The sequence below is a fragment of the Streptomyces sp. NPDC091377 genome, from assembly GCF_044757045.1.
GTDB lineage: Bacteria > Actinomycetota > Actinomycetes > Streptomycetales > Streptomycetaceae > Streptomyces.
Genome location: NZ_JBIVUE010000007.1, coordinates 381,368 through 407,431 on the forward strand (window position 1 = coordinate 381,368; position 26,064 = coordinate 407,431).

At 71.0% G+C, this 26,064-nt stretch carries 23 protein-coding genes; 6 read left to right on the forward strand and 17 right to left on the reverse strand.

Annotated features, from left to right (window positions below):
• Window positions 1–102: 102 nt before the first annotated feature.
• The 6 genes from ACIQNG_RS18525 to ACIQNG_RS18550 all read right to left on the reverse strand — a co-directional run bounded on the left by ACIQNG_RS18525 (window position 103) and on the right by ACIQNG_RS18550 (window position 6,138).
• Window positions 103–684, reverse strand: a complete 582-nt coding sequence (locus ACIQNG_RS18525) for a sugar kinase (RefSeq protein ID WP_401424918.1) — start codon at window positions 682–684, stop codon at window positions 103–105.
• Window positions 681–1,865, reverse strand: coding sequence for an ROK family glucokinase (locus ACIQNG_RS18530; protein ID WP_401424920.1), 1,185 nt, complete (start codon window positions 1,863–1,865; stop codon window positions 681–683). Before ACIQNG_RS18530 ends, ACIQNG_RS18525 begins: the two co-directional genes overlap by 4 nt.
• Window positions 1,866–2,328: 463 nt before the next feature.
• Window positions 2,329–3,234, reverse strand: coding sequence for an ATP-binding cassette domain-containing protein (locus tag ACIQNG_RS18535; protein WP_401486323.1), 906 nt, complete (start codon window positions 3,232–3,234; stop codon window positions 2,329–2,331).
• Entirely contained in the window at window positions 3,201–4,229 is a 1,029-nt protein-coding gene (locus ACIQNG_RS18540) for an ABC transporter permease (RefSeq protein WP_401424923.1), read from the reverse strand. Before ACIQNG_RS18540 ends, ACIQNG_RS18535 begins: the two co-directional genes overlap by 34 nt.
• On the reverse strand, window positions 4,226–5,230 hold the full coding sequence (locus ACIQNG_RS18545) for a sugar ABC transporter substrate-binding protein (RefSeq protein ID WP_401486157.1): 1,005 nt from the start codon (window positions 5,228–5,230) through the stop codon (window positions 4,226–4,228). Before ACIQNG_RS18545 ends, ACIQNG_RS18540 begins: the two co-directional genes overlap by 4 nt.
• Window positions 5,231–5,400: 170 nt before the next feature.
• Window positions 5,401–6,138, reverse strand: coding sequence for a GntR family transcriptional regulator (locus ACIQNG_RS18550; protein WP_401425198.1), 738 nt, complete (start codon window positions 6,136–6,138; stop codon window positions 5,401–5,403).
• A gap of 128 nt (window positions 6,139–6,266) precedes the next feature.
• On the opposite strand from ACIQNG_RS18550, the gene ACIQNG_RS18555 reads away from it, so the two are divergent.
• Window positions 6,267–7,283 (forward strand): Gfo/Idh/MocA family oxidoreductase, encoded by a 1,017-nt coding sequence (locus tag ACIQNG_RS18555; RefSeq protein WP_401486159.1) that lies wholly within the window; start codon window positions 6,267–6,269, stop codon window positions 7,281–7,283.
• Between the two features lie 104 nt (window positions 7,284–7,387).
• On the opposite strand, the gene ACIQNG_RS18560 is transcribed toward ACIQNG_RS18555, so the two are convergent.
• The 3 genes from ACIQNG_RS18560 to ACIQNG_RS18570 form a co-directional block, all read right to left on the reverse strand.
• Window positions 7,388–8,572 (reverse strand): cytochrome P450, encoded by a 1,185-nt coding sequence (locus ACIQNG_RS18560; RefSeq protein ID WP_401486326.1) that lies wholly within the window; start codon window positions 8,570–8,572, stop codon window positions 7,388–7,390.
• Between the two features lie 151 nt (window positions 8,573–8,723).
• Entirely contained in the window at window positions 8,724–9,392 is a 669-nt protein-coding gene (locus ACIQNG_RS18565; RefSeq protein WP_401486161.1) for a response regulator, read from the reverse strand.
• Between the two features lie 190 nt (window positions 9,393–9,582).
• Entirely contained in the window at window positions 9,583–10,875 is a 1,293-nt protein-coding gene (locus ACIQNG_RS18570) for a sensor histidine kinase (RefSeq protein ID WP_401486163.1), read from the reverse strand.
• A 169-nt stretch (window positions 10,876–11,044) separates the two neighbouring features.
• On the opposite strand from ACIQNG_RS18570, the gene ACIQNG_RS18575 reads away from it, so the two are divergent.
• Window positions 11,045–11,239, forward strand: a complete 195-nt coding sequence (locus tag ACIQNG_RS18575) for a hypothetical protein (RefSeq protein WP_401424935.1) — start codon at window positions 11,045–11,047, stop codon at window positions 11,237–11,239.
• Between the two features lie 28 nt (window positions 11,240–11,267).
• Here the strand turns inward: ACIQNG_RS18575 and ACIQNG_RS18580 are convergent, their stop codons facing one another.
• Window positions 11,268–11,909 carry a dihydrofolate reductase family protein gene (locus tag ACIQNG_RS18580; protein ID WP_401486166.1) on the reverse strand — a complete coding sequence of 214 codons (642 nt, stop codon included), beginning with the start codon at window positions 11,907–11,909 and terminating at the stop codon, window positions 11,268–11,270.
• Window positions 11,910–12,187: 278 nt separating this feature from the next.
• On the opposite strand from ACIQNG_RS18580, the gene ACIQNG_RS18585 reads away from it, so the two are divergent.
• Window positions 12,188–12,958, forward strand: a complete 771-nt coding sequence (locus ACIQNG_RS18585; RefSeq protein ID WP_401486170.1) for an SDR family oxidoreductase — start codon at window positions 12,188–12,190, stop codon at window positions 12,956–12,958.
• 117 nt (window positions 12,959–13,075) lie between these two features.
• Here the strand turns inward: ACIQNG_RS18585 and alc are convergent, their stop codons facing one another.
• Both alc and allB read right to left on the reverse strand, forming a co-directional pair.
• A complete protein-coding gene (alc, locus tag ACIQNG_RS18590; protein WP_401486172.1) occupies window positions 13,076–14,218 on the reverse strand; it encodes an allantoicase in 1,143 nt (380 codons plus the stop codon).
• A 5-nt stretch (window positions 14,219–14,223) separates the two neighbouring features.
• A complete protein-coding gene (gene allB, locus ACIQNG_RS18595) occupies window positions 14,224–15,642 on the reverse strand; it encodes an allantoinase AllB (RefSeq protein WP_401486174.1) in 1,419 nt (472 codons plus the stop codon).
• A gap of 255 nt (window positions 15,643–15,897) precedes the next feature.
• Here allB and ACIQNG_RS18600 point away from each other — a divergent pair, with 255 nt between their 5' ends.
• Window positions 15,898–16,695, forward strand: a complete 798-nt coding sequence (locus ACIQNG_RS18600; protein ID WP_401424946.1) for an IclR family transcriptional regulator — start codon at window positions 15,898–15,900, stop codon at window positions 16,693–16,695.
• 89 nt (window positions 16,696–16,784) lie between these two features.
• Here the strand turns inward: ACIQNG_RS18600 and ACIQNG_RS18605 are convergent, their stop codons facing one another.
• Window positions 16,785–17,087, reverse strand: coding sequence for a DUF5955 family protein (locus tag ACIQNG_RS18605; protein WP_401425202.1), 303 nt, complete (start codon window positions 17,085–17,087; stop codon window positions 16,785–16,787).
• Between the two features lie 275 nt (window positions 17,088–17,362).
• On the opposite strand from ACIQNG_RS18605, the gene ACIQNG_RS18610 reads away from it, so the two are divergent.
• Both ACIQNG_RS18610 and aceB read left to right on the forward strand, forming a co-directional pair.
• The gene (locus tag ACIQNG_RS18610; RefSeq protein ID WP_401424949.1) at window positions 17,363–17,974 is read left to right on the forward strand and encodes an NTP transferase domain-containing protein; all 612 of its coding nucleotides are present in this window, start codon (window positions 17,363–17,365) and stop codon (window positions 17,972–17,974) included.
• 224 nt (window positions 17,975–18,198) lie between these two features.
• Window positions 18,199–19,824: a malate synthase A gene (gene aceB / locus ACIQNG_RS18615; protein ID WP_401486176.1), complete on the forward strand. Its 1,626-nt coding sequence runs from the start codon at window positions 18,199–18,201 to the stop codon at window positions 19,822–19,824.
• Window positions 19,825–19,936: 112 nt separating this feature from the next.
• Here aceB and ACIQNG_RS18620 read toward each other — a convergent pair whose 3' ends face one another.
• The 4 genes from ACIQNG_RS18620 to ACIQNG_RS18635 form a co-directional block, all read right to left on the reverse strand.
• On the reverse strand, window positions 19,937–22,117 hold the full coding sequence (locus ACIQNG_RS18620; protein ID WP_401486178.1) for an NPCBM/NEW2 domain-containing protein: 2,181 nt from the start codon (window positions 22,115–22,117) through the stop codon (window positions 19,937–19,939).
• 112 nt (window positions 22,118–22,229) lie between these two features.
• A complete protein-coding gene (locus ACIQNG_RS18625; protein WP_401424956.1) occupies window positions 22,230–23,264 on the reverse strand; it encodes an ABC transporter permease in 1,035 nt (344 codons plus the stop codon).
• Complete coding sequence (locus ACIQNG_RS18630; protein ID WP_401486181.1) at window positions 23,261–24,856, reverse strand: sugar ABC transporter ATP-binding protein; 1,596 nt, start codon at window positions 24,854–24,856, stop codon at window positions 23,261–23,263. The genes ACIQNG_RS18625 and ACIQNG_RS18630 overlap by 4 nt, the downstream gene beginning before the upstream one ends.
• Window positions 24,857–24,963: 107 nt before the next feature.
• Entirely contained in the window at window positions 24,964–26,007 is a 1,044-nt protein-coding gene (locus tag ACIQNG_RS18635; RefSeq protein ID WP_401486183.1) for a substrate-binding domain-containing protein, read from the reverse strand.
• Window positions 26,008–26,064 lie beyond the last annotated feature (57 nt).

Here is a 26,064-nt window from a genome sequence, read left to right on the forward strand (position 1 = left end):
TCACCTCCCGCCCGTCTGTCGGAACACTTGTCTTCGACTCTACGGGCGGGGTCTGACAATCGGCCCCGCCGCCCCGGCCGGGGCGGCTGTTCGGCCCGGGGGTCAGGGCGTGGTGCGGGAGACGAGGTAGACGAACGGGTTGTTCGGGTCGGCCAGGCTCACCATCACGTCCTGCGTGGGGTGCGGGTTCTTCTGGGCGTGGGTCAGGCCGTACCAGGGGCCGGGGGTGTGGAAGTTCCAGCCGCTCACGTTCTGGTCGCGCTCACTGATGGTGATCTTGTTGCGTTCCAGTTCGACCCGGCTGGTGCCCATGGAGCGCAGGAACGCGTCGAGGCCCGCGTTGGGGGTCTGGAACTGGACGTAGAGCCGGCTGGTGCGCCAGTTGTTGGTCTCGTAGTAGGCGACCTTGCCCGCGGGGCGCGGGATGGGGACCTGGTAGAGGCGGAGCTGGACCTTGGAGGGCCAGCCCCAGGTCAGCCCGGTCGCGGAGTACTTCTCCTCCTTCTTCTTGCCGCTGTCGCGGCTCTGGTTGGCGGAGATGACCAGATAGCCGGCCGGGATGCCGATGAGCAGCACGATGGTGAGCAGGGTCAGGGCCCGGCGGCGGAACTGGCGGCCACGGCCCTCGGGGGGGCGCGGCGGCTCGCTCGGGGTCATGGCCTCGCGGGGCAGGGACACGGTCACATCGACTCCCCTGACGTGCGCCGGGCCTCCGCGTACCGCTCGTACCGCTCGTAGCGCTCCACCCGGCGTCGCTTGGCGCGGCGGAATCTGCGGGCGACCAGACGGGCGAGGTCGGCGGCGCCGACCATGCCGGCCTCGGGTCCGAGCTGGGCGCGGACGATGGTGGCCTCGGGGCGGTAGCCGCGGCCGGTGAGATGGCGTTTGAACGCGTCGCGCGCGGGGACGATCAGCAGGTCGTCCGCGGCCGAGACGCCGCCGCCGATCACGAAGCAGGAGGGGTCGAGCGCGGCGGCGAGGTTGGCGATGCCGACGCCGAGCCACTGGCCGATGTCCTGGAGCAGCTCGGTGCACATGGCGTCGCCGTCGCGGGCCAGCTCGGTGATCATGGGGCCGGTGATGTCGGAGATCTGGCCCTTGACGTGCTCGATGATGCCGTACGCCACCGGCGAGTCGGCGGCTGCCAGCTCGCGGGCCTCTCTGACCAGGGCGTTTCCTGAGCTGTACTGCTCCCAGCAGCCGCGGTTGCCGCAGGGGCAGCGGTGGCCGCCGGGGACGACCTGCATATGGCCGAACTCTCCGGCGACACCGTACTTGCCGCGTTTGACCTGGCCGTCCTCCAGGATGGCGCCACCGATGCCGGTGCCGAGGGTGATCATGACGAGGTGGTCCTCGCCGCGGCCGGCGCCGAAGCGCCACTCGGCCCAGGCGGCGGTGTTGGCGTCGTTGTCGACCAGCACCGGTACGGAGAGCCGGCTGGCGAGGCGGTCGCGCAGGGGCTCGTTGCGCCAGGACAGGTGGGGGGCGAAGAGGACGCGGTTGCGGTCGGCGTCCACCCAGCCGGCCGCGCCGATGCCGACCGCGTGCACGTCGTGCCGGTCGGAGAGGTCCAGGACCAGTTCGACGATGGTGTCCTCGACGACCCGGGGGCTCTTGGACTTGTCCGGGGTCTCCGCGCGGAGCTTCTCCAGGATGTGCCCGTCGGCGTCGACCACGCCCGCCATCACCTTGGTGCCGCCGATGTCGATGCCGACGGTCGGGACCCGGGGCGCGGTCAGGTGGGAGCGGCGCTCCCTGGTGCCGACCGTTCTCAGCGCGGGCGCGCGTCTCGAACCGATGGGGGCTCCGCCGACCCGGGTATTGGTCAGGGCCCTCGGGAAGGCGAGGTCGCGATAGGTGCTCATCGGGGCCGATTCTGCCGCACGCCCGCCCTGGTCGCCGAATGGGGCGGACACCGAGCCGCGCCCCCGACCACCGGGAGGGCCGCGCGGGGGCGCGGCGGGGGGCACGGCAGGCGGAGGGCGGGGGGCGCGCGGCGGGGGCGCGCGTGGCGAGTGGCGGACGGCGGGCGCCGGGCAGCGGCCAGCGGGCGCCGGGCAGCGGGCGGCGGGCGCCGGGCAGCGGGCGAGCACCGGTACGGTTCCACGCGGCCCTCGGCTCCGGCAGGGCAAGCCTCCAGCTCCGACAAAGAGCCCCCTCAGCCCCGGCCGGAGTACGGCACTCGGCCCCGGCAGGACAGACCCCCGGCCCCGGCCGACCAAACCGCTCGGCCCCGGCGACGGGCGCCCCCGCCGCTCCGGCAGGGCAAGCCTCCGGCTCCGGCAAGGAGCGCCCCTCGGCCCCGGCGAGACACGTGCCTCGTCCCCCTCAGCCCCGCTGCAACTCGTGTCGTAGGTCGTCCAGGTCGTCCCCGCCCGCCATCTGGCGGGTGAGTTCGTCCAGGGTGATCTCCTCGCGGGCGTGGCTGCCGGTCATCGTGCCGCGTCGGAGGAGGACGAAACGGTCGCCGACCAGGTACGCGTGATGCGGGTTGTGGGTGATCAGGACCACGCCCAGACCCTGGTCCCTGGCCGCCGCCACGTACTTGAGGACGACACCCGACTGCTTCACCCCGAGCGCGGCCGTCGGCTCGTCCAGGACGAGCACCTTCGCGCCGAAGTACACCGCGCGGGCGATCGCCACGCACTGGCGCTGGCCGCCCGAGAGGGTGCCGATGGGCTGGTCCACGTCGGGCAGGTCGATGCCCATGCGGAGCAGCTCCGTGCGCGTGGTCTCCCGCATGCGGTGGACGTCCAGGCGCTTGAAGGGGCCGACGCCCTTGCGGGGCTCGGAGCCGAGGAAGAAGTTCCGCCACACCGGCATCAGGGAGACGACCGCGAGGTCCTGGTAGACCGTGGCGATCCCGCGGTCCAGTGCCTCGCGCGGAGAGCCGAGGCGGGTCTCCTCGCCGTCCAGGCGCAGGGTGCCGCCGTCGTGCCGGTGGAGCCCCGCGATGATTTTGATCAGGGTGGACTTCCCGGCGCCGTTGTCGCCGAGCACACAGGTGATCTCCCCGGCGTGCACCTGGAGGGAGACACCCTCCAGGGCCCGGATCCCGCCGTAGCGCTTGCTGACGTCGGACAGCTCGACCAGGGCCGTACGCGGCTCGGGCAGGCACGCGCCCTTCGGGTCGGCCCCGGTCAGCGCCGCGACCCCGGACCCGGCCCCCTGTTCGACCCCGGTCAGCCGTTCGGTCCCGGTCATGCGGCGGCCTCCGCGCGCTTGCGGACCCAGGCGTTGAGCAGGGTCGCGAGGAGCAGCATCGCTCCGAGGAAGAACTTGAACCAGTCGGGGTTCCACTCGGCGAAGACGATGCCCTTGCTGGTCATGCCGAAGATGAGCGCGCCGACCGCCGAGCCGACCGCGCTGCCGTAGCCGCCGGTGATCAGACAGCCGCCGATCACGGCCGCGATGATGTAGATCAGCTCGTTGCCGACACCCTCGCCGGACTGGACGACGTCGTACGAGAAGAGCAGGTGCTGGCCGGAGATCCAGGCGCCGAAGGCGACGCCCATGTAGAGGCCGATCTTCGTCAGGTCGACCGGAACGCCGACCGCGCGGGCGGCGTCCTTGTTGCCGCCGACGGCGAAGATCCAGTTGCCCGCGCGGGTGCGCAGCAGGATCCAGGAGGCGAGGGCGATCAGGGCGAACCACCACAGGATGGTCACCTTGAAGGCGACCCCGCCGAGGGTGAGCGTCGAGGCGAACAGGTCGCGCGCGCTCGGGAAGCCCTCCATGTCGGCGATCGACTTGGTGGAGACGGTGCCGCTGATCAGCTTGGTGAAGCCCAGGTTCAGGCCGGTCAGCATCAGGAAGGTGCCGAGCGTGATGATGAAGCTCGGCAGTCTGGTGCGGGTGAGCATGAAGCCGTTGAACGCGCCGATCGCGAGCGTGACGAGCAGGGACACGCCGACGCCCACCCAGACGTTCGCGGTCATCTGGTAGCTGAACATGGACGAGATCAGCGCGGAGGACGTGACGAGCACGCCCGCGGACAGATCGAACTCGCCGCCGATCATCAGCAGCGCGACCGGGACGGCCATGATGCCGATGGTGGAGGCGGCGTACAGGACGGTGCTGAGGCTGGACGCGCGCAGGAAGCTGTCGGCGACCACGGCGAAGAACACGAACACCGCGATCGCGCCGACCACCGAGCCCAGCTCGGGCCGGCCGAGCAGTCTCCGCAGCGGAGAGATATGCAGAATCCTTTCGTCAGTGGTCGCGGTCATCGGGTGCCCCGCTTCGTGTACTCCTCCAGCTCGGCCGCCTGGTCCTTGGTGATGATCTGCGGGCCGGTCAGCACCGGCCGACCGCCGCCGAGGACATCGGCGTTGTAGCGGTACAGCCACAGCAGATCGACGGCCTCATAGCCCTGGAGGTAGGGCTGCTGGTCCACGGCGAAGCCGAGCGTGCCGTCCTTGAGGCCGGCGGCGACCTTGGCGTTGAGGTCGAACGTGTCGATCTCGGCGTCGCTGCCCGCGCCCTCCTTGGCCTTCACCGCCGTGTCGGCGTAGGGGGCGCCCAGGGTGACCACCGCGTCGACGGCCTTGTCCGTCTGGAGCTTGGCCTCCAGGGTGGACTGCACGTCCGGCATGCTCGTGCCGGTGACGTACAGGTTCTGCACCTCGCCGTCGAAGGTCTCCTTGACGCCCGCGCAGCGCTGCTCGTGGCCGACGTTGCCCTGTTCGTGCAGGACGCACACGGCCTTCTTGCGCCCGCGCTCGTTCAGCTCCTCGCCGACCGCCTGCCCGGCGATCGTCTCGTCCTGACCGATATGGGTGAGCGCGCCGAACTCCTTGGACTCGGCCGATCCCGAGTTCACGGTCACGACCGGGATCCCGGCCTTCACCGCGCGGGCGACCGCCGCCTTCATCGCGTCCGGCTTGGCCAGGGTGACGATGATCCCGTCGACCTTCTTGTCCACGGCCGCGTCCACCAGCTGGGCCTGCTGCTGGGCCTCGTCGTCGTGCGAGTACACGAAGTTGATGTTGTCCTTGGCGGCGGCCTCCTCGGCGCCGCTCTGCACGATGTCCCAGAAGGTGTCGCCATCGCCCGAGTGGGTGATCATCGCGAAGGTCCAGCGCGGGGTGGTCACCGCCGACTTCCCCCGCTCGGCCGCGGCCTTGCGGGCGTCCTCGGCGCGCTTGCCGCCGGTGCTGCTGCAACCCGCGAGCGACGCGCACAGCGCCCCTGCCAGCGCTATGCCTACCCAGGTCCGAAACGGTGCCACGAGGCTGTGCCCTTCTTGCCGTGTTCTGCGTACGCGAGGAGCCGGTCAGCTCACCGGCCCAAACGCCCCAGTATCGAACACAGGGATCGTGCCTCCGGCTACCGGGGAGCGCGACTCGGTCACATTGTCCGGACAATGAGACGAAGGTCACGTCACATCCACGGACCGGATCAGGGCCTGACGAGGAGCTGGAACTCGAACGAATAGCGCGTCGGACGGTAGGTGTGCGTGCCGTACTCGACCGCGCGGCCGGTGTCGTCGAAGGTGGTGCGCTGCATGGTGAGCAGCGGCGCCCCCTCGGGTTCGCCGAGCCGCCCGGCCTCGTCGGGGGTCGCGGCGCGGGCGCCGATGGACTGCCGGGCGCTGTGCAGGGTGATCCCGGCGGAGCGCATCAGCCGGTACAGGCCGGTGGACTCCAGCTGACCGGTGTCCAGGTCGAGCAGACCGGGCGGCAGGTAGTTGCACAGACAGGCCATCGGCTCACCGTGGGCGAGCCGCAGCCGTTCCACCCGGTGCACCTCGCTGTCCTCCGGGACGCCGAGCGCCGCCGCCACCTCCGCCGGGGCCGGGACGACGGTGTTGACCAGCACCTTGGTCGCGGGCCGCTGGCCGGCCGCCTCCAGATCGTCGTAGAGGCTGCTCAGCTCCAGCGGGCGCTTGACCTGGCTGTGCACGACCTGGGTGCCCACCCCGCGGCGGCGTACCAGCAGGCCCTTGTCCACGAGGGACTGGATGGCCTGGCGGACCGTCGGCCGGGACAGACCGAGCCGCCCGGCCAGCTCGATCTCATTGCCGAGCAGACTGCCCGGCGTGAGCGTTCCGTGCTCGATGGCGGCCTCCAGCTGCTGGGAGAGCTGGAAGTACAGCGGCACCGGGGAACTCCGGTCGACACTCAGGTCCAGCCGCACGGTCGGGTCCACATCTGGTTTCGGCACGGCCCGAGCGTAGCTCTGCGGACGGTTGACGGGAAGTTGCGTCGTTCGATTGTCCGGACATACGCATTGACAGCGGGGCCGGTGGGCCTCACTTTGTTTCCATGCGCATCGGGGTCATCGGTACGGGCCGCATCGGCACCATTCATGCGAACACGCTCAGCCGTCACCGGGACGTGGGTTCACTGATCCTGACGGACGCCGATCCCGCACGCGCTCAGGAGCTGGCCCACCGGTTGGGCGAGACCGCCGCCCCCGGCGTGGACGAGATCTTCCGCTGGGGCGTGGACGCCGTGGTGATCACCACGGCCACCGCCGCGCACGCGGAGATGATCGGCCGGGCCGCCCGCTCCGGCCTCCCCGTCTTCTGCGAGAAGCCGATCGCCCTGGACCTGCCGGGCACGCTGGCCGCGATCACCGAGGTGGAGACGGCGGGGACGGTGCTCCAGATGGGTTTCCAACGGCGCTTCGACACCGGTTACGCGGGTGCCCGTGAGGCGATACGGTCCGGTCGGCTCGGCCGGCTGCACACCGTGCGGGCCATGACGTCCGACCCCGCGCCGCCGCCCACCTCGCATCTGCGGATCTCCGGCGGGCTGTACCGGGACACGCTGATCCACGACTTCGACATCCTGCGCTGGGTGACCGGGCACGAGGTGCTCGACGTGTACGCCGCCGGGTCGGACCACGGGCCGACGCTGTTCCGGGCGATCGGTGACCTGGACACCGCGGCGGTGGTGCTCACCCTGGAGGACGGCACCCTCGCGACAGCGACCGCGACCCGGCTGAACGGCGCCGGTTACGACGTCCGGATGGAGCTGGCCGGAGAGCTGGACCAGATCGCCGTCGGCCTGGACGACCGTACGCCCATCGCGTCCACCGAGCCGACCGGGCCACCGGCCGCCAGCAAACCCTGGACCGGCTTCCTGGAACGCTTCGGACCGGCCTACGAGGCCGAAATCGCCGCCTTCATCGAGGTGGTGCGGGGCGAGCGGGCCAACCCCTGCGACGGCCGTGAGGCCATGCAGGCGCTGCGGATCGCGGAGGCGTGCGACCGCTCGCGGCGCGAGCACCGGCCCGTGCGGCTCGGGGAGATCCTGGGGGGACCCGAGCCGGTGTGATCCAGTATGAGGCTTACGGGTTACGGGTTACGGGTTGTGGGTTACTGGTTGTGGGTTACTGGTTGTGGGTCGTGGACTACGGTCCATGGACCACGGGCTACGGGTCACCAGCGCACCGGCAGGCTCCGTACCCCCCGTATCAGCATGCCCGGCAGCCATTCGCCGGGTGGGCCGTCCAGGGCCAGGTGCGGGGCGCGCTCCAGGAGGCTGCGGAGGGCGGTCGTGACTTCCAGGCGGGCCAGCGGGGCGCCCAGGCAGAAGTGGATGCCGTGGCCGAAGGCGATGTGGCCTCGGGTGTCGCGGTGGATGTCGAAGCGGTCGGGCACGGGGAACCGGTCACCGTCGCGGTCGGCCGCGGTGAGGCCGATCAGCACCGGCTCGTCCTGCGCGATCGGGACTCCGGCGATCTCCAGCGGCTCGGCGGCGTACCGGAACGTGGCGTTCTCCACCGGGCCCTCGTAGCGCAGTGTCTCCTCGACCGCGGCGTCGATGAGGGTCATGTCCGCGCGCAGGGCGGCGAGTTGGTCGGGGTGGGTGAGGAGCGCGTGGACCCCGTTGGTGATCAGATTGACCGTGGTCTCATGGCCGGCGATCAGCAACAGGTAGGCCATTCCGCGCAGTTCGGCCACGGAGAGCCGGTCGCCGTCCTCCGCCGTGGTGCGGATCAGATCGCTGAGCAGGTCCTCGGCGGGGCCCGCCGCCCGCTTGGCCTCGATCAGCTCCGTCAGGTACTCACCGAGCCGGCTCACGGCCGCGTACTCGCTGTCGGGGTCCGTGGGCGCGACCGTCTCCGTGGACAGCCGACGGAACTCGGCGCGGTCGACCTCGGGGATGCCGAGCAGTTCGCAGATGACGGTGATCGGCAGCGGATAGGCGAGCGACTCCACGAGATCGGCGCGGCCGAGCGGGATCATCGTGTCGAGCAGTTCGTCGGTGATGGCCTGGATCCGGGGGCGCAGCCGCTCCACCCGGCGCATGGTGAACGCCCGCGACACCAGTGAGCGCAGCCGGGTGTGCTGGGGCGGGTCGGTGGAGAGGAGGTAGTCGCCTATCAGGTCCACGTCGAGGAAGGTCTTCCCGATCCGGCCGGCGTCCTTGGCGAGCCGCTGGTCCGCGAGGGCGGCACGCGCCTCCTCGTACCCGACGACGAGCCACATCTCGCCCTCGGCGTCCCGGCCGGGGGCTCGCACCCTGTGGACCGGGCCCCGTGCGCGCAGGTGGGCGTACACCGGGTGCGGGTCGGTGCGGAACGCGTCCCCGAACTTCCCCAGATCGACCACTTCCACCATCATGTTCCCCCTTCCGTCTGCCCGTTCAACGCGCGGGGATCCGGTGAAGTGCCCCCGCCGCGCCGCCCGTTCGCCCTCCCGGTCTCCGCCCGTAGGCCCGTAGGCCCGTAGGCCCGTCGGCACCGTCGCGGCCCCTGCCGATCCTCGCCGCTCAGTGTTCTTCGTCGAGGAGTCCGGCGTCGTAGGCGAGGAGTGCGATCTGTACGCGGTTGTTCAGGCCGAGCTTGGCGAGGACGCGGGAGACATGGGTCTTGACGGTGGCGATGCTCATGAACAGTTCGCCCGCGATCTCGGCGTTGGACAGTCCGCGGCCGACGGCCACGGCGACCTCGCGTTCGCGGTCGTTGAGCGCGGCGATCCGGCTACGCGCGCGGGCCCGGCGGTCGTCGCCCGCGGTGCCCGCAGCGTGCTCCATCAGCTGGCGGGTGACGGTCGGCGACAGCACGGGGTCGCCCGCCGCCACCCGGCGTACGGCGTCGAGGATCTCGGTGGGCGGGGTGTCCTTGAGGACGAACCCGGCGGCACCGGCCCGCAGGGCGCGCAGCACCTGTTCGTCGGCGTGGAAGGTGGTCAGGACGACGACCTGGGGCGCGTCGTCACGGCCGCGCAGCCGGGCGGTGGCGGTGAGGCCGTCCACCGTGGGCATCCGGATGTCCATGAGGACGACGTCCGGGCGGACCGTGTCCACGAGTGCCTCGACCTCCGCGCCGTCGGCCGCCTCTCCGACGATCTCGATGTCGTCGGCGCCGCCGAGCATGAACGACAGGCCCGCCCGGACAAGGGGGTCGTCATCCACCAGGATCAGTCTGATCGCAGTCATGGCCCTTACGTAATCACGGTCGGACACCGCCGGACGCACCGATGGCGCGGACGCGGGCGGGGCGGGCCCAAGAAGGTTGGCAGGGACGGGAAGTACGGGATGCGGGCGGTGGGGATGCTGGGGGCCGAGGGGGCTGGAGCGGGGCTGGAGGGGGGCTGGAGGGGGGAATCCGAGGTGCCGGGCGGCGGCGTCACCCTGCGCTGTCGTCGCTCCGGGACGCCCACGGCAGCCAGGCCCGGACCTCGAAGCCACCGTCCGGGGCGGGGCCGTGTTCCAGGCGGCCACCGGCGAGGGTGGCGCGTTCGGTGAGGCCGATGAGTCCCTGGCCGGAGCCGGGGACGTGCGGGACCTCGCCCTCGGGGTCGGGATTGCGGACGCGGACGGTGAGGCCGTCGCCGGGAGCGCCGGTGACGGCCACCGTCACCTCGCTGCCGGGGGCGTGCTTGCGTGCGTTGGTGAGGCCCTCCTGGGCGATGCGGTAGGTGGTGCGGCCGACGGACGCCGGGACGGTGTCGGGATCGGTGACCCGCAGATCGAGGTGGACCTTCGTCCCGGCCGCGCGCGACTCGGCGACGAGCGCGTCCAGCGCGGCGAGGGTGGGCTGGGGCCGCCCGGACTCGTCGGACTCCCCCGCGCGCAGGACGCCGATGATCTCCCGCAGGTCCTGAAGGGCCTCGTGGGCGCTCTCCCGGATGACACCGGCCGCCCGCACGATCTCCTCGCGCGGTGCGTCCGGCCGGAACTCCAGGGCGCCCGCGTGCACGCTCAGCAGGGTCAGCCGGTGCGCGAGCACGTCGTGCATCTCGCGGGCGATCGACTCCCGGGCCAGTCGCTGGGCCCGGTCGGCGCGCAGTTGCGCCTCGGTCTCGGCGTGCCGCGCCCGGTCGCGCAGGGTGAGCATCAGCTCGCGCTTGGAGCGGGCGAGCCTGCCCCAGGCGATGACGACGAGGACGAGCAGCACCGAGAACCCGACGATCAAAGGGTAGGACATGTCCGGCTCGGGCCGCAGCCAGTAGAAGAGGGGGAGCTGGAGGAAACTGATGCCGGCGATCCAGCCGACGTACCGGAAGGGCCGGTGCACGGCGACGGTGAAGATGGCGACGAGGAACGCGCCGGCCGCCGTACTGGACAGGAAGCTGACCGCCAGGAGAGCGATCGCGAGTCCGACCGGCCAGCGGCGGCGCAGCCAGACCGCGCCGCAGGCCAGGGCGCCGAGGAGCTGGTCGAGTCCGGCGAGGGCGGGCGAGATGTCGCGCGCGGCCATGCTGTCCGCGTCCAGGGCGCCGATCAGTGCGGCGATCAGGAAGAGGGAGAAGTCCACGATCCAGTCGCGGGCGGTACGGCGCGGGCGGCCGGACCTCCCGGAGCGCGGGGCGTCCGGGTCCAGTTCGTGCACGACGGCGGACGGAAGCAGCCAGCGGCGTCCCTTGAACGGGAACGCCGACGCGGACTCCACCACGGCTTGACCTTTCACGGTCGACAAATCTACGCAGTGCGGGACCGTGGCACCTCATCGTGCGGAGAACACCGACCAAAGTCGCGGTGCCCGAGACTTTCGGCGTGCCGCGCCGGGGGGACGGGAGACTTCCGTCGGTCGCGACCCGTCCGGCGGCCGATGCGCGGGCGCGGGGCGCGGAGGGATCGTCGGGCGTATGAGGCAGTTCCTGGAGATTCTCGGATTCCTGGCCCTGGTCCAGGGCGTGCTCGGGCTGGTGCACCGGTTCACGGGGTGGGGCGGCGGCCTGGTGCATCGCTTTCTTGAGGGGTACGAGGTCTTCGCCGGTGTCGTGCTGATCGTGCTCGCGTTCGCGCTGTTCGCGGCGGCGGAGAGCCGGAGATCGGGCTGAGGCGCCGAGGAGCCGAGCAGGCCCGTGTTCAGGGGGTCTCGGGGAGGGTGTCCTCGGGAAGGGGGAATTCGCCGTACTCCGGGCGGCCCACGCGGCCGTACGTCTGGATGGAGACGCCCCTGGCGGTGATCCGGCCGCCCTCGTGCCGGAAGGCGGTCGGGAGGGCGCCCTCGGCGAAGAGGCGGCGGCCCGCGCCCAGGACGACCGGGAAGGTGAGCAGGTGGATGGTGTCGACCAGGCCCCGGGCGAGCAGGGACTGGGCGAGGACGGCGCTGCCGTGCACCTGGAGTTCGCCGTCGGTGGTGTTCTTCAGCGCGCCGACCTCCTCGGTGAGATCGCCGCCGAGCACGGTGGTGCGGGCCCACGCCGGGTCGGTGAGGGTGGTCGACGGGACGTACTTCGGCAGCCGGTTCAGCGGGCCCGCGATGGGGTCCTGCGGGTCGGTCACCCGGGGCCAGTACGCGGCGAAGATGTCGTAGGTGCGGCGGCCCAGGAGGAAGGCGCCGACGCGGTCGAAGAGGTCGGAGACGAAACGCCCGGACTCGTCGTCGCTGTACGGGACGGTCCAGCCGCCCTGGGTGAAGCCGTCCCGGGTGTCCTCCTGGGGACCGCCGGGGCCCTGGTGGACGCCGTCGAGGGACACGAACGCGGTGAGGGTGAGCTTGGCCATGATTGGTGCCTGCCTTCTGTCTCCTGTTGCTGTTGCTGCTGTTGCTGCTGTTGCCTGCTGCTGTTGCTGCCTGTTGTGCTGCCTGCTTCTGTTACCTGTTCTGCTGCCTGTTCTGCTGCCTGCTGCCTGTTTTTGCTGTCGGGCCTCGGGAAGGGACGGTTTCAGAAGTTCAGACCCGCGCGGGCTTCGCAACTCATCGGATCGGCCGCTCCGGCACCGCTCAGGTCGGTGTCCGTTCGCCGCCAGCGACGGGCGGGGGCGGTCGGTGGAATAAGGGCATGACGAACACACTGACAGTCGGGAAAGGTCACGACAGCGGCACGCTGATGGGCAGGAAGGTCCTGGTCACCGGTGGCAGCCGGGGTATCGGCGCGGCGACGGCGCTGCGGCTCGCCCGGGCGGGGGCCGATGTGGCGGTGACCTATGTGAACGGCAAGGACGGGGCCGAGGACGTCGTCCGTGCGATCGAGGCGCTCGGGCGACGCGGGGTCGCGCTGCGGGCGGACTCCGGTGACCCGGACGAGGCCGCGGGGGCGGTCGTGCTGGCCGCCGAGGCGTTGGGCGGGCTCGATGTCCTCGTGAACAACGCCGGGGTGGGGGTGCTCGGGCCGCTGGAGGGGCTCGCGCCCGCCGATGTGGAGCGGGTGCTCGCGGTGAATGTCCGCGGGGTGTTCCTGGCGTCCCAGGCCGCCGCCGCGCGCATGGGGCCGGGCGGGCGGATCATCACCATCGGCTCGTGCATGGTGCAGCGGGTGCCGGGTCCGGGCGGGACGCTCTACGCGATGAGCAAGTCCGCGCTGGTGGGGCTGACGAAGGCACTCGCGCGGGAGTTGGGGGCGCGCGGGATCACCGCCAACATCGTGCATCCCGGGCCGATCGACACCGACATGAATCCGGCGGACGGCGAGTACGCGGCCGGGAACTCCGCGCTCACCGCGTTGGGCCGGTACGGGGTGGTGGACGAGGTCGCGTCGGTGGTGGCGCATCTGGTCGGGGCCACGTACGTGACCGGGGCGGAGTTCACCGTGGACGGGGGGTTTACGGCGTAACGCCTGGTCAGCGGGGAGCCGGGCGGCAGAGTCAGGAGCTGCCGCCCGCCCTCCCCCACCGCGGGGCGCCACGTCTGCCGCCTGCCCTTCTCCTCCCCCCGCCACAGGCCGCTACCTCTATCGCTCGCCGTCCAGTTCCCGGTGACGGGCCGTCAGGGCCGCCGCGCCTTCCGCCGTGAGGGTGCCGTGCAGCCGCAGGCGGGAGATTCCACCGTCCGGGTAGATGTCGACGCGGGCGTGGGTGCCGTCGGCCGGGGTGTCCAGGACGAAGCGGTGGTTGGTGTCGGGCTGGAGGCGGGTGCGCGGAAGGATCTCCCGCCAGGTGCCGGCCCCGTCGGCCCCGTCGGCGTCGTCGCCGTCGCTCACCGACACCGACGCCCAGCCCGCGCTGTTGCCCTTCAGACAGGCCGTGTCGATCTCGACGGCGTGGATCCGGGAGCGGGCGGTGAGGCGGTAGCGGATCCAGTCGTGGCCCTGGTCGCGGCGGCGGCGGGTCTCCCAGCCGTCGTCCATCTTGCGGGAGCGGCCGGGCTGGATGGTGTGGGTGGCGGGTGAGTAGAAGAGGTCGGAGGCGTCCTCGACCCGGCCGCCGTTCTCCAGGGCGACGACGTCGAAGGAGCCGAGGGCGGCGAGCCAGCGCGGGTCCGGGACGACCTCGCCGTGGACGCGCAGCCGGGCGATGCCGCCGTCCGGGTGCTGGTTGACGCGGAGGTGGGTGAAGCGCCGGTGCGAGGTCACCGCGAAGCCGTTGGCCGCGTGGCCGCCGATCGGGGTGCGGGGGACGAGGGGCGTCCAGGTGACGTCGTCCGCGAGGAGTTCCGCGGGGGACGGGGAGCCGGGCAGCGAGGTGCCCTCGATCGACACGGACTGGGGGTGGTTGCCGCGGAAGTGGGCCGTGTCCACGACGATGCCGTGGATGACGCCGGGGGCGCCGAGCCGGATCAGGGCCCAGTCGTGGTCCTCCGGTGCCGGCCAGGGGTGCTCGGCGGAGACCCCGCGGCGGCGGCGGGTCTCCCAGCCGTCCATGATCTTGCCCTTGTGGCCGAAGTGCTCGGGGTCGAACACGGCGGGCCCGGGCAGCAGCAGGTTCTCGCGCTGGGCGAAGAACTCGTCGTTGGCGGCGATGACTCCGGCGCCGAGGCGGCGGTCGGCGAGGTCGACGTGGTGGGTGAAGGGGAGGTCGGCGGTGCGGTAGTCCGCGTAGGGGTCACCGCCGCCGTAGGGGTGTGCGTCGCCGGTGAAACTCACGATCGCCGTCACGGTGATCAGGTCCTGCCTTTCGTGTCGTCGGGTGGGAGTCGGTGGTCGGTCCGGGTGAGGAGGTGGCCCCGCGGTGCGGTGAACTCGCCGTCGTGCAGGATGCGTCGGCCGCGCAGCCAGGTGGAGCGCACGACGCCGTAGAGGGTGCGTCCGGCGTAGGCGGTGACCCGGTTGCGGTGCTGGAGGGCGGCGGGGTCGACGGTGAAGGCGGCGTCGGGGGCGAGGACGGCGAAGTCGGCGTCGTGACCGGGCGCTATGGCGCCCTTGCGGTGGTCGAGGCCGACGAGCGCGGCGGTGCGGGACGCCATCCAGCGGACGACGTCCTCCAGGGTGAGGCCGCGGGCGCGGGCCGCGGTCCAGACCGCGGGGAGGCTGAGCTGGAGGCCCGATATGCCGCCCCATGCGGTGGCGAAGTCGTCCGTCTTGAGGTCGGCCGTCGACGGGGAGTGGTCGGTGACCACGCAGTCAATCGTGCCGTCGGCGAGTGCCTGCCACAGCAGATCCTGGTTGGCGGCCTCGCGGATTGGCGGGCAGCACTTGAACTCACTGGCCCCGTCGGGGACTTCCTCCGCCGTCAGGGTGAGGTAGTGCGGGCAGGTCTCCACGGTGAGCCGGACGCCGTCGGCGCGCGCGGCGGCGATCAGCGGCAGCGCGTCGGAGGAGGAGAGGTGGAGGACGTGGACGCGGGCGTCGAGCCGTCGCGCCTGTTCGACGAGGGCTCCTATGGCGGTGTCCTCGGCGTGGCGCGGGCGGCTGGCCAGGAAGTCGGCGTACCTGGGGCCGCCCTGCTGGGGGGCGGCGGCGAGGTGGTGGGGGTCCTCGGCGTGCACGATGAGCAGTCCGTCGAAGCCGGCGATCTCCGTCATGGACCGGGCGAGCCGGTCCCGGTCCAGGTGCGGGAACTCGTCCACGCCGGACGGGGAGAGGAACGCCTTGAAGCCGAAGACCCCGGCCTCGTGCAGCGGGCGCAGGTCGCGGACGTTGTCGGGCAGGGCGCCGCCCCAGAAGCCGACGTCGACGTGGGCCTTGTCGGCGGCGGCCTGCCGCTTGATCCGCAGATGCTCGACAGTGGTGGTCGGCGGGAGGGAGTTGAGGGGCATGTCCACGAGGGTGGTGATGCCGCCGGCCGCCGCCGCGCGGGTGGCGGTCCAGAAGCCCTCCCACTCGGTGCGGCCGGGGTCGTTCACATGCACGTGGGTGTCCACCAGGCCCGGCAGCAGCACATCGTCGCCGAGGTCCTCGGTCCGCGCCGCCGCCACGGGTGCGTCGTAGGGGAGTACGGCGGTGATGGTGCCGCCGGTGACGGTGACGGACGCGGCGCGTGTCCCCTCGGGGGTGAGGACGCGCGTCGAGCGCAGCACCAGTTCCACGGGTTCCGCCCCCGCGTCCACACCCTCTGCTCCCGCGTGCACGGTGTCGGACACCCGCATCCCCTCTCTGTTCAACGTTTTGTTGAATCTGATGCCGGAGTCTTCACTCCCGTCGCAGTCGCGTCAAGAGGCACCTCAAGAGGCACACTTCTCCCCAGTACACCTCGGCGCACTCGACGCAGCCCTCTGGACGTTTCCACAAAGCGGAATTACACTTCCGGAAGGCAGAACGTAGCTCCGCGTCAGCGGGGAGTCGACCGGTTGCCGGGTAGGCTTCTGCCCTCCCGCCAGCCCCGAAAGGAACGCGCCGTGCCGACGTCGAGCGCCAGCACCAACGACTCCGTCAAGTCCTCCCCCAGCGGCGGCGTCCAGTCCCTTGAGCGCGCCTTCGACCTGTTGGAGCGGATGGCGGACGCGGGCGGCGAGGTCGGCCTCAGCGAGCTGTCCGCGAGCAGCGGGCTTCCGCTGCCCACCATCCACCGGCTGATGCGCACCCTGGTGGCGTGCGGCTACGTACGCCAGCAGCCCAATCGGCGGTACGCGCTCGGCCCGCGGCTGATCCGGCTGGGTGAGTCGGCCTCCCGGCTGCTGGGCACCTGGGCCCGCCCCTATCTCGCCCGGCTGGTCGAGGAGACGGGCGAGACGGCGAACATGGCGCTGCTCGACGGCGACGAGATCGTGTATGTGGCGCAGGTGCCGTCCAAGCACTCGATGCGGATGTTCACCGAGGTCGGCCGGCGGGTGCTGCCGCACTCCACGGGGGTGGGCAAGGCCCTGCTGGCGGGTTTTCCGCCGGAGGAGGTGCGGGCGCTGCTGGCCCGCACCGGGATGCCCGCCGCGACGGAGAAGACCATCGTCACGGCCGACGGGTTCCTCGCGGCGCTGGAAGACGTCCGGAGCCAGGGGTACGCGGTGGACGACAACGAGCAGGAGATCGGGGTGCGGTGTCTGGCCGTGCCGGTGCCCGACTCCCCCACCGCGGCGGCCATCTCCATCTCCGGGCCCGCCGGCCGGGTCACCGAGGAGGCCACCGAGCGGATCGTGCCGGTGCTCCAGCAGACCGCGCTCGACCTGTCGCACGCGCTGGCCAGCTCCGGCGTCCAGTAGACGTCCGTAGACGTCCAGTAGGCGTCCCGGCCGTCAGGTTCTCTCAGGGCTGCCAGTCCCTCAGGGCTGCCAGTCCCTCTCAGGGCCCGTCAGGTCCTCGCGGGCTGCCCGAACACCTCCACCGCCGTCCTGACCTCGGCCAGCCGCCCCGACAGCGCGCTCACCGAGCCGATCGCGCCGGCGATCACCAGGAGCGAGCGGCGCAGCCGCGCGGGCTCCGGGGTGCCGTGGGTGAGTATCGCGGTGAGGGCGGCCAGTTCCTCCTCGGCGAAGAAGCGGTCCGGGAAGTCGGCCGGGTGGGCGGCGAGTTCACGGCGCAGCCGGGAGACCGCGGTCCGCAGTTCGGCGACCCTCAGCTCCGCCACCCTCGGATCCTCACGGCTGCCCGGCACCGTCGTCTGCTCCAGGCTGTCCCACAAGCTGTCCCACACGATCTTCTCCCCCCGCGCACCCGGTGGTGCGCTCTCCGGTCGTGCCCTGCCGGTGGTCGGCACCACGGACGCGGGTCAGTAAACGGCACCACGCGCGGCGCGCGCCACCACGCGGACCGAAATTCAGCCCGCTGTGTGCGCCCCGGGGCGCACGGGGAACGCGAGGTTGACTCCTGGCGGAGATTCGCGCCCGGCGCGCGCGGGCGATGCGCCCCGGTGTCGGGTAAGCAGGGACCATGACGGATCAGGACGAGAGCCCGGTCGCCGCGCTGCTGCTGGCCGCCGGGGGCGGGCGGCGGCTGGGCGGGCGCCCCAAGGCACTGCTGAGGCACCGGGGAAGACCGCTGGTCGAACAGGGGGTGGAGGTGCTGCGGACGGCCGGATGCGCCCGGATCCATGTCGTACTGGGGGCGCGCGCCGAGACCGTACGCCGGGAGGCGCGGCTGGACGGATGTGTGCTGGTGGACAACCCGGAGTGGGAGCGGGGGATGGGGTCCTCGCTGCGTGCGGGGCTGGACTCGCTGACCGGAACCGGTGCGCGGGCGGCGCTCGTCGCGCTGGTCGACCAGCCCGGCATCGGGCCGGAAGCGGTGGCGCGGGTGCTCGCCGCGTACGCGGACGGCACGGCCGGCGTCTCGCTGGTCTCGGCCGTCTACGACGGGGTACGCGGTCATCCGGTGCTGCTGGGCGGGGAGCACTGGGCGGGGATCGCGGCGTCCGCGACGGGGGACCGGGGGGCGCGCGCGTATCTCGCGGCGCACGCGCGGGAGCTTCGGCTGGTGGAGTGCGGGGATGTGGCCCGGCCGTACGACATCGACACCGAGGCCGACCTGGGCCACCTTGAGTGAGCGGGATGACACCGAGCGCCACCTTGGCTCGAATTGGAGATTCTCGACATCGACACAAATCTTGAACTTCCACAATGAGGAAACTAGTATCCACTGTTCAGAAGCATCTGATCTACGATCGGAGCCTCGCCGCCCCGTTCGCACGCTCTGGCACGCGGTGCCCGCCGTGCGGGGCGGCGGCACCCCGGTCCGCCGCAACAGCTCGCCGAAGGAAGTGACAGCTCATGTCCGCACCAGCGCCGTCCTCGCTGGCCATCGTCGACGCCGAGCCCCTGCCGCGGCAGGAGGAGGTCCTCACCGACGCGGCGCTCGCCTTCGTGGCCGAGCTGCACCGCCGGTTCACGCCCCGGCGTGACGCACTCCTCGCCCGCCGCGCGGAGCGCCGCGCCGAGATCGCCCTCACCTCGACCCTCGACTTCCTGCCGGAGACCGCCGCGATCCGCGAGGACGACTCCTGGCGGGTCGCCCCGTCGCCGGCCGCGCTGGACGACCGCCGGGTGGAGATCACCGGCCCCACCGACCGCAAGATGACCATCAACGCCCTCAACTCCGGTGCCAAGGTGTGGCTCGCGGACTTCGAGGACGCCTCCGCGCCCACCTGGGAGAATGTGATCCTCGGCCAGGTGAACCTGGCCGACGCCTACACCCGGAACATCGACTTCACCGACGCCGGAAGCGGCAAGTCGTACGCCCTGAAGGCCGACGACGAACTGGCCACCGTCGTGATGCGCCCGCGCGGCTGGCATCTGGACGAGCGTCATCTGACCGACGCCGACGGCGTCCCGGTCCCCGGCGCCCTGGTCGACTTCGGCCTCTACTTCTTCCACAACGCCCAGCGGCTGATCGACCTCGGCAAGGGCCCGTACTTCTACCTCCCGAAGACGGAGTCCCACCTGGAGGCCCGCCTCTGGAACGAGGTGTTCGTCTTCGCCCAGGACTACGTCGGTGTCCCGCAGGGCACCGTCCGCGCCACCGTCCTCATCGAGACGATCACCGCGGCCTACGAGATGGAGGAGATCCTCTACGAGCTGCGCGACCACGCCTCCGGGCTGAACGCGGGCCGCTGGGACTACCTCTTCTCCCTCGTCAAGAACTTCCGTGACGGCGGGCCCCGGTTCGTGCTGCCGGACCGCAACGCGGTGACGATGACCGCCCCGTTCATGCGCGCGTACACCGAACTCCTCGTCCGCACCTGCCACAAGCGGGGCGCGCACGCGATCGGCGGCATGGCGGCGTTCATCCCCTCCCGCCGGGACCCCGAGGTCAACAAGGTCGCCTTCGAGAAGGTGCGCGCGGACAAGGACCGGGAGGCGGGCGACGGCTTCGACGGCTCCTGGGTCGCCCACCCCGACCTGGTGCCGATCGCCATGGAGTCCTTCGACCGGGTTCTCGGCGACCGGCCGAACCAGAAGGACCGGCTGCGCGAGGACGTCGACGTCAAGGCGGCCGACCTGATCGCCGTCGACTCCCTCGACGCCAAGCCGACGTACGCGGGCCTGGTCAACGCGGTGCAGGTCGGCATCCGGTACATCGAGGCGTGGCTGCGCGGGCTCGGCGCGGTCGCCATCTTCAACCTCATGGAGGACGCCGCCACCGCGGAGATCTCCCGCTCGCAGATCTGGCAGTGGAGCAACGCGGGCGTCGTCCTCGACAACGGCGAGCGGGTCACCGCCGAACTGGCCCGCAAGGTCGCCGCCGAGGAACTGGCCGCCATCCGCGCGGAGATCGGCGACGAGGCGTTCACCGCCGGGCACTGGCAGCAGGCCCATGACCTGCTGCTGACCGTCGCCCTGGACGAGGACTACGCCGACTTCCTGACGCTGCCGGCGTACGAACAGCTCAAGGGCTGAGCTTGCGGCCACCCGGCGGGCGGGTCCGGCACGGGTTCGGTCGAGGATCAAGAACATGCAGGCAGACCGCCTCAGAGCGGTCTGCCTGCTGTGGTGCTCGGGCGCCGAAGAACTATGGGCAGGTGTGGACGGCGCCCGCCCAGTCGGCATGGTCGGAGTTGCCGTTGTCGCCGGCGTTGGTGGCGACGAGGCGGATCCGGCTGTGGCCAGTGGTGTCGACGTCGATGAACGCGGGCTTGTTCGGGGTGACGGTGGGGCTGGTGTAAAGGGGGGTGCCGCCGTCGCCGAGGATCTTGAACTGAACGCTGCCGTGGTCCCCTACTTCGGCGTCGACGGCGCCGACGGCGGTGAAGCGGGTGCAGCCGACCTGGTCGATGGTGATCTCGGAGTTGGCGTGCGCGCCGATGCCCTTGGGGTAGGAGACCCCGCTGACCTTGATCCGCAGGCCGTCCGTCGCGGTGATGTCGTTGTTGGACCGGTCGCGTTCCACCGGGCCCCAGCCGTTGGTCTGCGCGGCCCAGGTGCGGTCGGAGGAGAAGGACCCTGATCCCTTCGCTGTACCGGTACAGGTCACCTTGGCATCCGCCCAGTCCGCGTGGTCGGAGTCGGTGCCGTCGGCGACACCGTCGACCGGGCTGAGTGCGCGCAGTTCAAGGACCTTCACCCCTGCGGTGGGGACGTTGAGGAGAGTGGGTGCCTGTCCGCCCGTCTTCGTGTCCGTGTAGGCGAGAAGGCGACCATCGCCGTAGACACCGAATTGGGCGCTTCCCTTCCCTCTCGCGTCGTCGTCGATTCCCACCTTGGCGGAGAACTGTGAGCAGGAGCCGCCGAGCCAGTAGTTCACGTTGGCGTTGGCATGGGTGCCCAGGCCCGTGGGGTAGACGGTGCCTCCGATGGTGAGAGGCGTGCCATCACCCGCGGCCGGACCGCCGTTGGTGGTGTTGAGTTCGACCGGGCCCCGGCCGTTGACCGCGTCGAGGGGCTTCAGGGAGCTGAGCTGGTGGACTCCTGCGCCGAGAGGCCCTGCGGCCAGAGATCCGGTTCGGCTGATCCGGAAGGCGACGACGTCACGTGCGGGAACGGTGGCGGAGATGTTCCCTGTCGTGGTGGAGGTGACGCCGCTCCACAGGTTCTTGAGGTGGTACGAGGTGGAGCCGCCCAGACCCGCCTGCGCCGCGGACGTGGTGATGCCGAGAGGGCTGTCACCGCGGTTGAGGAGCGCCACGGCGATGTCACCGTTCGCAAGCGGCTTGGCCCATACGTCAGCGTTTCCTGTTCGGGCGACTCGGCGTCCGGCGGAGCCACCCCAGCTCTGGTTGACCGCGATGATGTCGGCGTTGGTCAGGATGGACTTGGTGCCGGCCTTCATGGTGGTGGGGTCGTCGGCGAAATACAGCGGGCCGCCGCTGAAGGCCCACAGGGTGAACTGGGCGCGGTCTTCGTTGACGGGCCGGCTTTCGTTGATGCCGGCCTGGACGTAGTCCCAGTCGACCCATCTGTCAGGCGCGCTGCGGAAGACCTGGTGGGAGGCCGCGTCGATGAGGTCCAGCGTTCCCAGGTGGCTTGACCCCGGCACCGCGACCCCTCTGCGCCAGTCGGTCGTGAGGTCCTCGCCGGCTCGTGTGCTGTGTCCAAAGTCGCCGAAGTCGTGCGCGATGGAGTGGGTGGCGGGCAGGAACGAGTTCGGATTGATGTTGTACACGATGGGGCGGCCGGTGGCCTTGAGCGCGTCCCGCATGACAGCGAACCGCTGCTGCACGTATGCGAGATCCTTGGGAGCGGTGTTGTCCCGGTCGCACCAGTCGTACTTGAGCAGATCAACGCCCCAGGAAGCGAACGTGTTGGCGTCCTGCTGCTCCCGGCCCAGACTTCCTTCGAAGTCCGCGCACGTCTTCCGCAAGGGCGCGGCGTAGAGGCCGAACTTCAGGCCCTTGCTGTGGATGTAGTCGCCGAGGGCCTTCATGCCGCTGGGGAACTTGGCGGGGTCGGCCTTGATGTTGCCGCCGGCGTCCCTGCCTGCCGACCAGCAGTCGTCGACGCCGATGTACTCATAGCCGGCGTCCTTCATTCCGCCGGACGCGATGGCATCCGCGGCAGCCTTGATCTTGGCTTCGTCGATGTTGCAGCCGTAGGTGTACCAGGTGTTCCAGCCCATCGTAGGGGTGGTCGCCACCCCGGGCTGCGGAGCGGCTACGGCCGGGGACTGTCCGAAGGTCGCGGTGGCACTGACGGCGGTGGCGGTGAGCGCCGCGGCCGAGAGGATCGTCAGCAGCCGGGAACGAGGCGGAGACACTGACCGTGGGGAGGGGGGAAGTGGAGTCGCTGGGGTGAACATGGCTGGTCTCCTTGGGGTCTGAGGCGGTGCGGGGCGGACCGGATGGGGTGGATGGCTGGTGTTTGGTTCGTCAGGCGGGGAGGCCGATGGGGCGCTCGCCGTTGCGGCGTTGCTGGATGACGACGGCGGCGACGAGGAGGGCGCCTTGTGCGACGTTCTGCCAGAAGGAGTTGATGCCCTGGACGGTGAGGCCGTTCTCCAGGGCGCCGAGGAGGGCGACGGCGAGGAGGGTGCCGCCGATGCCGCCCTTGCCGCCCTTGAGGGCGGCTCCGCCGAGGGCGGCGGCGGTGATGGCCTTGAGTTCGAGACCTTCGCTTCCGGAGACGGGCTGGCCGGAGCCGGTGCGGGCGGTCAGCAGGATGCCGGCGACGGCGGCGACGGTGCCGATGAGGGCGTAGACGGCGATGAGGTATTTGTTGATGCTGATGCCGGCGAGGCGGGCGGCGGTGTCGTTGCCTCCGATGGCGTAGAGATTGCGGCCGATGTCCGTGTACTTGAGCAGGACGTGGACGGCGGCGGCGGTGAGGATGAGGATCCAGACCATGACGGGGAGTCCGGCGATCTTGCCGCGGCCGAGGAAGACGAAGACGTCGTCGTTGAGGACGTAGCCCTGGGCGCGGCCGTCGGACAGGAGCTGGGCGAGGCCCTTGTAGGCGGCGAGTCCGGCGAGGGTGGCGATGGTGGGATTGACCCGGCCGTAGACGATGACCAGGCCGTTGACGACGCCGATGGCCAGTCCGACCCCGACGGCGCCGGCCATGCCGGCGAGGGCGTTGGAGCCGGTGGTGGTGAAGACCATGGCGGAGACGACGGAGGCGACCCCGGCCTGGGAGCCGACGGAGATGTCGAGCCCGGCGCAGATGATGACGACGGTCTGCACGATGGCGAGCAGGCCGGTGATGGTCGCCGCCTCGGAGATCACCTGCATGTTCGACCAGCTGAGGTAGTTGTCGTTGAGGATGCCGAACAGGGCGAGCACGAGGACCAGGGCGCCGATCAGGCTGATGTTCTGCCCGCCGATCGAGGCCAGCAGCTTCGACCTGCGGCTTCCGGCGCCGTCGGTGGGGACCTTCACGTCCGGGGAGGGGGCGCTGGTGAGGGTCATGAGGTGGCTCCGGGGGCGCTGGTGCCGGCGAGGTCGCCGGCCATGGCAAGGGCGAGGAGGGATTCCTCGGTGGCTTCGTGGTGGGCGAGTTCGCCTGTGATCCGGCCGCTCTGCATCACGACGATGCGGTCGGCGAGGCCGAGGAGTTCGGGGAGTTCGGAGGAGATGACGAGGACGGCGACGCCCTCGGCGGCGAGGTCGGCGATGATCTGGTAGATCTCGGCCTTCGCGCCGACGTCGATGCCGCGGGTCGGCTCGTCGAGGATCAGGACCTTCGGCTTGCGGGCCAGCCAGCGGGCCAGGACGACCTTCTGCTGGTTGCCTCCGGACAGTTTGCGGACCTCGTGGTCGATGGAAGGGGTGCGCACCCGCAGCCGGTCGGTGAAGCGCTGGGCGAGTTCTCGTTCGGCGCTTCTGCGCACGAAGCGGAATCGGCGCAGCCGGCCGAGTACGACGAGGGAGGTGTTCTCGCGAATGGTCTGCTGCAGGAAGAGGGCCTGGGCCTTGCGTTCCTCCGGCGCGAGTCCGAGTCCGGCGCGGATGGCCCGGCGAGGGCGGCCACTTCTCAGCGGCACCCCGTCGAGGGTGGCGCTGCCGCTGCGGACCGGCAGGTCACCGACGAGGGCCAGGGCGAGTTCGGAGCGCCCGGCGCCGATCAGACCGGCCAGGCCGACGATTTCTCCGGCATGCACGCGCAGGTCGATGTCGGTGACGTCGTCGGTGGTGAGGTTCTTGACGTCGAGGACGAGCCGGTCGGTGGCCACCCGCTGCCGTACGAACATGCCGGCCAGGTCACGCCCGACCATCAGCCGCACCAGTTCGCCCTCGTTCGTGGTGCGCGCCTGCTGGACCCCGGCGAGGCACCCGTCACGGAGCACGGCGATCCGGTCCGCGAGCTGGAAGATCTCCTGCATGCGGTGGGAGACGTAGACGATGGCGATGCCCTGGTCCCGCAGTCGACGGATGAGGGCGAACAGGGCGTCCACCTCGTGCTCCGAGAGGGAGGAGGTCGGTTCGTCGAACGCGATCGCCTTGGGCGGGACCGCACCCGTCAGTGCGCGCATGATCTCGACCAACTGGCGCTGTGCCGGGGTGAGTTCGTGGCCCCTCAGACCGGGGTCGAGAACCTCGGCGAAGCCGAGCCGGTCCAGGTCGGCGGTGATCCGGCGGCGCAGTTCCCTGCGATCCAGCAGCCGGCCGGCCTTGCGGGGCAGGGCACCGGCGTAGACGTTCTCCGCGACGGTGATGTGCGGGATGATCTCCGGTTCTTGCGGAATGATCCGGATGCCCGCCGCGCGGGCGTCCGCCGGGGAGGAGAGCGAGACGCTCTCCCCGTCGATCAGCACCCGCCCCTCGGTCGGCTGATGGTCGCCGGTGAGGATCTTCAGCAGGGTGGACTTCCCGGCGCCGTTCTCCCCCATGAGGGCGGTGACCTGACCGGCCGGGAAGTCCAGCGTCACGGCGCTGAGCGCCTGAACGGCGCCGAAACGCTGGGTGACTCCGGCCACGCCGACCATGTGTGATCGCGCTGCGACGTCGGACGGCTCGTCGGAAGGGCCGGGGGGTGCGGTCGGGTGGGGCACATGGGTCATGGGTCGGTTACCTCGAAGGGGTCGTGCTCGTGTGGTCATGGGCACCCGTCGGCCGGGGGCGGGGCAGTCGGTCGGCGGCTCCGCGGGGAGCCGCCCGCCGATGCGCTTCAGTTGCACCTGAGGCCGCTGGACTTCCAGTCGGTGCGGTCGACCATGGCGGTGGGGGCGAATGCCTCCCGCGGGAAGTCCTTGCCGTTCTTGAGCTTGTCGTACATGGTCTGGACGGCCAGCGCGCCGACGTCCTTGCCATTGATGAACAGCGCGGCCTTCATGCCGGAGGGCTTGTCGGTCTGCCATTCCTTGCAGGCGAGGTAGGCGCCCAGCCCGACGCCGACGACGTTCGCGGGCTTGATGCCGGCGTTCTGCAGTGCGGTGACGCCGCCCATGACGTTCTCGTCGTTGCAGCCCCACACGACCCAGTTCTTGACCTTCGCGTTGGCGGTGACCGTGGCGGCGATCTTGTCCTGTGCGCCGGTCGGAGTGTTGTCGGTGGGGACGTCGATGGTCTTGACGCCGGGGACGGCGGCGGTGAATGCCTTCTTCGCCGCGTTGATCCGGTCGCCGCAGACGGTGACGTCCTGCTTCCAGGCGGAGATCACACGGGTGTCCGCCGCGTCGAAGCCGGCCTTCTTGAACTCCTCGGCGGCGCGCTTGCCGACCTCGGCGCCCATCTGCTCGCCGCTGAAGCCGATCCGGGGCACCAGATCCTTGGCGTCGCACTCAACGGGGTCGGGGCCGGAGGTGCAGATCTGGTCGTCCGAGGTCAGCAAGGGGACCTTGGCGTCCTTCGCGATCTGGGCGATCTGGGGGCCGACGGCCGGGTCGGGGACGACGATGACGAGTCCGCTGGTCTTCTGCGCGATGGCGGACTGCACCTCGGAGACCGTCTTGTTGGCGTCGTTGCCGAGGTTGACCACCTTGAGGCCGATCCCGAGTTCCGCTGCCTTCGCCTTGGCGCCGGCCGCCTCGGCGACGAAGTACTCCTGGTCACCCTGCTTCTGCAGATAGGTGATCGAGATCTTGCCGTCGGCCTTGCCGACGGTGTCCTGCGTGGTCTTCTCCTTGCCGGACGAGCATGCCGTGCTCACACCCAGCGTGAGCAGCAGTCCGATCGAGGCGGCCAGGGTTCGGCGGTGCGGGGTGCTGACCATTGCGGCTCCAGAGGATGAAGGGATGTGCACGGGAGGGGAGAAGGGGAGGTGGTGCCG